This is a genomic window from Caldisericota bacterium (assembly GCA_034717215.1).
Classification (GTDB): domain Bacteria; phylum Caldisericota; class Caldisericia; order Caldisericales; family Caldisericaceae; genus UBA646.
On the sequence record JAYELD010000135.1, the window covers coordinates 1 to 5,948 of the forward strand.

Here is a 5,948-nt window from a genome sequence, read left to right on the forward strand (position 1 = left end):
GTTCCACCGGATAGGTGAGTCTTGAGGTACGTGATAATATTCCCTCCGATGCGAATTGAACGCAGGCAATCGGTTATTTCTGTTATCACGTCATGATATAAATACCTATGTCGTCAGCCGGGATGTCACCATAGATTCACGGTATCGATCTTTCAGATGGTTCAAGGGTTTCGTTTGATGCTGCCGTGCCTGCCGCGAGACTTGGCAGCCGGAAGGATGTTGTGACCGCGGTTCTGGTCGCGATCGAGAAGGACGCGGTTCAGGTGCCGGATCCGGAGACGTACGAGACTGTTCTGCTGAAGAAGCCCGCGTTTTTACATGCGGAAGCTGGAAGTGACATAAGCATGATCAAGACGTCTGAGGGGTTGTTTCTGCTTCCGTAGGGTACGGGGCATAGAAACATATATTAATCCCAATCATCAAGAAGTGCTGGTATGGTACAAGTTACAGGTACATCAACATTCGAAGAATTTTTAGCCACTCAAGGTGCCCAAATACCGATCTGGGGTTTCTTAGTCAATTTATTATTGGCTGCGGCTTTATCATTTATACTGGGTCAAGTCTATATCTACTATGGTGACTCACTTTCCAATAAAAGGGCGTTTGCCAGGAATTTTGTGATAATGGCTGCGACTACAACATTGATTATCACGGTGGTTAAGTCATCTTTAGCACTTTCGCTTGGGTTAGTCGGAGCATTATCAATTGTACGATTTCGTGCGGCGATTAAGGAACCAGAAGAATTGGCGTACTTATTTCTCACCATTTCGATTGGTTTAGGTTTTGGTGCAGATCAGCGACTTGTCACAACTGTTGCCATTCTCCTGATTATTTCGATAATTATATTAAGGAAAAAACTTGTTTACAAGCCAAAAGAAAATCAAAATTTGCATTTGACTGTTTCAAGTTCTAATCCTGGCAAAATAGACCTGAACCAAATTGTAACAATTCTTAATAACTATTGCTCATCCGTGAATATGAAACGATTTGATGAAACAGACGAAATATTAGAAGCATCTTTTTTAGTCGACTTTGAGGACTATGAAAAAATAGAGAAGGTCAGAAGCGAACTGAGCAAGCTTTCTAAATTAGTAAAAGTTACATTCTTGGATTCTCAGGGAGCATATTAGAATGCAACTGAAAAAAGACGATGATGGTGGTTTGGGCTCAGTATTACGGTTCCTTTACAGGTGTCTCTATAACAAAAAAGCAGTCATCCTGTATATTTTTGTTATTTTTATTGTGGGGTGTATTTTTGGAATGGGGGTAGGAGGTTTCTTTGGCACCCTCGACAACCCATCACCTGCTGCTAAAGAGGTGGCTAAAAATATATTATCAACAGTCGGTTTAGTTCCTGCCAATACACAACTCATTCTTTCTGGTCTTTTACACGAAAACTATAAAATCCCAATAAATTATATCAATGGACTCAAGTCAAATCCAGAGCGAATCACAATTGATATAAAAAATAACGACTTCCAAAAGTTAGCTTACAAAAGGGAAATTGCGTTAGCACAAGGCATTCTCATCGGTTCAGACGATGATTGGGTACCAGCAAAAATCCAGTACAAAGGCCAGACTGTTGATGTGAGATTGAGACTCAAAGGCGATTGGACAGATCACCTAAAAGGTGATAAATGGTCATTTCGGATAAAGGTTAGGGGAGATGATACGCTTTTGGGGATGAAACTATTTTCTATTCAGGAGCCTAAAACAAGAAATTATCTCAATGAATGGTTATTCCAACAGGCACTTGAAAGGGAAGAGATTGTATCACTACGGTATGACTTTATTGATGTTACTATAAATGGAAAGCATAAAGGAATTTATGCGTTGGAAGAACATTTTGAAAAGCGGTTGGTTGAGCATAATCGGTATAGAGAGGGTCCTATACTAAAAACGAATGAAGATATATTATGGGATGATTGTCTACAATATTTTCCATTATGTCCTCTGACTAATCTCACTGGACTTCAATCAATGTATTCTAGTGATATTGATGTTTTCAGAAAAAACAAAACTCTGGCAGATTCTACACTTTTTAACCAATTTATTACAGGCAAAGACCTTTTAGAGTCTTTTAGAAATGGAACCCTGCAAACACACCAGGTGTTTGATGTTCCCAAATTGGCAAAATATATCGCTATGACTGACTTAATGGGCGCACAACATGCATTGTGGTGGAATAATTTGCGGTTTTATTATAATCCCGTTACTTCACTCCTGGAGCCCATTAGCTTCGATGGAAATGCAGGACAATCAACAACCACTTTAAGGGGCTCACAAAAACAGCTGGTCTTAAACAGTGAGCAATCCACATGTTCACCTGATATCTTCTCCATCATGTTTTCCGACCCTGTTTTCTTCGAAAGATATAATCAAGAGCTTGAACGCCTTTCTCAAAAATCATACATGGATGACTTGTTTATTGAGGTGGACGCTGACCTAAAAAGAAAAATACATATTATTTACAAAGATTATCTCTATTATCATTTTTCAAAAGATGTTTTTTATAATAATCAGAATTGTATCAGAAAAGTGTTGAATCCTATAAAAGGCTTGCATGCTTATTTTTATCAAAACACCACTAACGGAAGCATCATACTTGAAGTAGGGGATATTCAATCAATGCCCATAGAAATTTTGAATGTGAGTTACAAAGAATCACAAATATTTGAGCCAAAACAGAATATGAATATTTTACAAGCGAAAATATCATCTGAACCAGTTCAGTACGAAAAAATCGAGTTTATGCTCCCTGAAGGCTTCAATTGGTCAAATGACTGCATTGCAGATTTAAGACTAAATTACAAACTTTTGGGAACAAGTCGCTTACGAAATGAAACCGTTTTCCTCTGGTCTCACCTATCAGAGGACTTCCTTGCTACTGACTTCATTAGGCAGAAACCCAATGTAGGACAGTTTGATTTTCTGTTCGTAGACAATGCAACCAAAAGGATATTGATAAAACACGGTGATTGGGAATTGAATGATAGTCTGATTGTTCCTGCGGATTATACGGTCGTCTGTGGAGAAGGAACACAATTGGACTTAAAGAACAACTCTACAATTCTTTCGTATTCTCCACTCCAATTCTTCGGTACTGAAGACAATCCTATTGTCATCAGTTCATCGGATTCCACCGGGCAGGGAATTGCAGTATTAAATGCTGGCGAGAAGTCTGTATTTGAAAAGGTGGTCTTCAAAAACCTGTCTGCACCTTCAAAACATGGCTGGCAATTGACTGGTGCGATCACATTCTATGAGTCCCCCGTGGAAATTGACGGCTGCAAACTTTCCAATAACAAAGCTGGAGATGATATGCTGAACATTGTGAGGTCGGAATTTGAAATCAAAAACTCGCTTTTTAAGCATGCCCTTTCGGATGCGCTTGATGTTGATTTTGGAAAAGGTTCAATATTTCACACATCATTTGTTGATTGTGGAAACGATGGGCTGGATTTCTCTGGAAGCGCAGTTGACGTTACGAAGTGTTTTGTCAGCGGGGCTGGGGATAAGGGTGTGAGTGTAGGTGAAAACAGCCGGGTTAATGTAAACCAAATTGAATTTAACGATTGCTATGTCGCAACAGCCAGTAAAGATAGGTCTCAGGTAAATATCGAAAATGTTAAAATATCAGCAAGTGAAGTCGGTTTTGTGATCTATCAGAAAAAGTCTGAGTTTGGTCAATCTGCGATGGCGGTTTCTTCTGTTGACATGATAAATGTGACTACGTCATATCTCATTGAAGAAGGTTCGACTTTATTAGTTGATAATCAAAAAATTGATGCTACTCAAAAGGACGTATGGGGGATTTTATATGGCGAGAAATAGTTATGGATTGGTCATGTTCTGTATAATGATGTTTCTTCTATGGGCACCCGTTTGCTCTTCTGCTTTTGGGGCAGAAACTATTACTTCGCCACTGAATGGAAAGGTTTTGGAACTTTCTGACACATCGCAAGAATATTCCTTTTTTGTTGCAGGACATGTGTATGGGGCACCTCAATCTCCTTCAGTTTTTCCTTCGGCATCATTTCTTGCAAATGTGGATATGATAAATCAAAATGAAGCTAAATTTTTTATTTTGTTAGGAGATTCCATTCGAGCTGCAAATCCTGTTTACATTGAAAACTTCAAACCGGTATGTTCAAATGTAGAAATCTCAATATTCAACGCTGTTGGGAATCATGATTTAACAAACCGTGAGTTATATGAATCTCATTTTGGTCAGACTTACTTTGATTTTAGACATGGCTCTGAACTATTCATCGTATTGGACGGGCAGATCAATAATGGAGAAATAGTTGGTAAACAATTGGAATATCTGAAAGGTGTTTTAGATTATGCTAATAAATCCGAAGAGGTGAAAAATGTATTTATATTCTCGCATAATTTGATTTGGAGCAAAAACAATGCGCATTTAGAAAGAACAGTTTATCCACATACGAATTCTCACGCCAATTATGAAAACATCGATAATTTTAAATCGGTCGTTATGCCGGAGATTACCCGATTATCTCAAACAAAAAAGGTATTTATGATGTCAGGGGATATTGGTGTTTCTTGGTCTCTACCTTTATTTTATCACAAAGATGAAAAACACAATATAACATATATTGCTTGTGGGCTTGGCGATACTGAGAAAGATGCTATTATCAAAGTAGACATAACGAGGGGGGGGAGAAGTGACATTTGAACCCATCTCACTAACTGGTGAAAAATTAGAAGAGATAGACCATTATGGAATAGCCTACTGGACTATATACTTCGACGCACATAATAGCCTATTGGATAAAATTCAAAGGGTGTTATCAAATATTTATTTCCGTCTGGGGATTCTGTTCTCTTTCACTCTTATGAGCGGACTCATAGTATTTATCATTTTATTTAACAAGTTAAGAAAACGATGATAGCAGATATTCTAAATCCAACAAGTTTCAGATACGAAAGAAAGTTTCTAAGTTCTGAACTGAATAGATATGAAATTGAATCGATTGTCAAACTTCATCCTGCAATCTTTTCGGAAATATATCATCAGCGATTTGTGAACAATATCTACTTTGACACAATCAACTGGTCAAGTTATTTTGACAACGTTATTGGCATAAGTCAACGGTTGAAAGTCCGTATTCGTTGGTATGGGAACTTATTCGGATTCATCAAAAAGCCCGTTTTGGAATTAAAGATCAAGAAAGGTTTTTTGGGCGGTAAACTGAAATATCCGTTAGATTCGTTTTACCTTGGCAGCGACTACTCGTTGAAAGCACAACAAGGCATATTCGCAAAATCAGGTGTCCCCGATATATTATCAGAACATCTTAAATCGTTGAAATTCACTCTTCTCAATCGTTACAGCAGAAAGTATTTCGAATCAGCAGACCGTAAATTCAGAATCACCATCGACTTTGATATGGAATTTTACAAAATAGACTCCACAAATAATTCTTTCATTGAAAGAATCGTTGATCACAACAACATAGTTTTAGAATTAAAATATTCTGACAAAGACGATGATGACGCGGGATATATTACCAATCACTTCCCATTCAGAATGACAAAAAGTTCTAAATACGTATCTGGAATCGAAAGACTTTATTCATCCAGTATGTAACTTGACTTTGTCAGATTGTACGTCTTTACAATCTTTTTGGAATGCCATGTTTGTGATTGTGAACCTGTGCCGCCCCACAGTCCCTAAACTGGCACTGGCATCTTGATCACGCGCCCCATCGTCCCGTCCACCTTCACGAAATCGCCGTCATTGAAGATCACAAGCGGATCCTGCTCAAGTCGATCCACCAGCGGGATGTCGGATATTATCGCGCCAACAGCAACGATCGTCTCGGATGCGAGGTTGATCATGGCGCACGGGGCTACACCGTTCTTCTTGAGACTGTAGATTATGTACGACCCAACAGTCGATCCTTTTCCGTATGGGAAGAGGA

7 protein-coding genes are annotated in these 5,948 nt (G+C 38.6%); 6 read left to right on the top strand and 1 reads right to left on the bottom strand.

Annotation, left to right across the window (positions count from 1 at the left end; all coding sequences use genetic code 11):
* Window positions 1–221 precede the first annotated feature (221 nt).
* The 6 genes from U9Q18_05720 to U9Q18_05745 are packed head-to-tail and all read left to right on the top strand — an operon-like array spanning window position 222 to window position 5,614.
* Window positions 222–383 carry a hypothetical protein gene (locus U9Q18_05720; protein ID MEA3313855.1) on the top strand — a complete coding sequence of 54 codons (162 nt, stop codon included), beginning with the start codon at window positions 222–224 and terminating at the stop codon, window positions 381–383.
* A gap of 51 nt (window positions 384–434) precedes the next feature.
* On the top strand, window positions 435–1,130 hold the full coding sequence (locus U9Q18_05725) for a DUF4956 domain-containing protein (GenBank protein ID MEA3313856.1): 696 nt from the start codon (window positions 435–437) through the stop codon (window positions 1,128–1,130).
* A 1-nt stretch (window position 1,131) separates the two neighbouring features.
* Window positions 1,132–3,834, top strand: coding sequence for a CotH kinase family protein (locus U9Q18_05730; protein MEA3313857.1), 2,703 nt, complete (start codon window positions 1,132–1,134; stop codon window positions 3,832–3,834).
* Complete coding sequence (locus U9Q18_05735) at window positions 3,821–4,699, top strand: hypothetical protein (protein ID MEA3313858.1); 879 nt, start codon at window positions 3,821–3,823, stop codon at window positions 4,697–4,699. The genes U9Q18_05730 and U9Q18_05735 overlap by 14 nt, the downstream gene beginning before the upstream one ends.
* Window positions 4,689–4,913 carry a hypothetical protein gene (locus tag U9Q18_05740; protein ID MEA3313859.1) on the top strand — a complete coding sequence of 75 codons (225 nt, stop codon included), beginning with the start codon at window positions 4,689–4,691 and terminating at the stop codon, window positions 4,911–4,913. Before U9Q18_05735 ends, U9Q18_05740 begins: the two co-directional genes overlap by 11 nt.
* Window positions 4,910–5,614, top strand: a complete 705-nt coding sequence (locus U9Q18_05745; GenBank protein MEA3313860.1) for a polyphosphate polymerase domain-containing protein — start codon at window positions 4,910–4,912, stop codon at window positions 5,612–5,614. The genes U9Q18_05740 and U9Q18_05745 overlap by 4 nt, the downstream gene beginning before the upstream one ends.
* 83 nt (window positions 5,615–5,697) lie before the next feature.
* On the opposite strand, the gene U9Q18_05750 is transcribed toward U9Q18_05745, so the two are convergent.
* On the bottom strand, window positions 5,698–5,948 hold a 251-nt coding region (locus U9Q18_05750), incomplete at its 5' end, for a DUF126 domain-containing protein (GenBank protein MEA3313861.1).

Bases quoted from the DNA above. Each gene is read 5' to 3' on its own strand.
- U9Q18_05725 (MEA3313856.1), top strand. From the start codon at position 435: ATGGTACAAGTTACAGGTACATCAACATTCGAAGAATTTTTAGCCACT.
- U9Q18_05745 (MEA3313860.1), top strand. From the start codon at position 4,910: ATGATAGCAGATATTCTAAATCCAACAAGTTTCAGATACGAAAGAAAG.
- U9Q18_05735 (MEA3313858.1), top strand. From the start codon at position 3,821: ATGGCGAGAAATAGTTATGGATTGGTCATGTTCTGTATAATGATGTTT.
- U9Q18_05730 (MEA3313857.1), top strand. From the start codon at position 1,132: ATGCAACTGAAAAAAGACGATGATGGTGGTTTGGGCTCAGTATTACGG.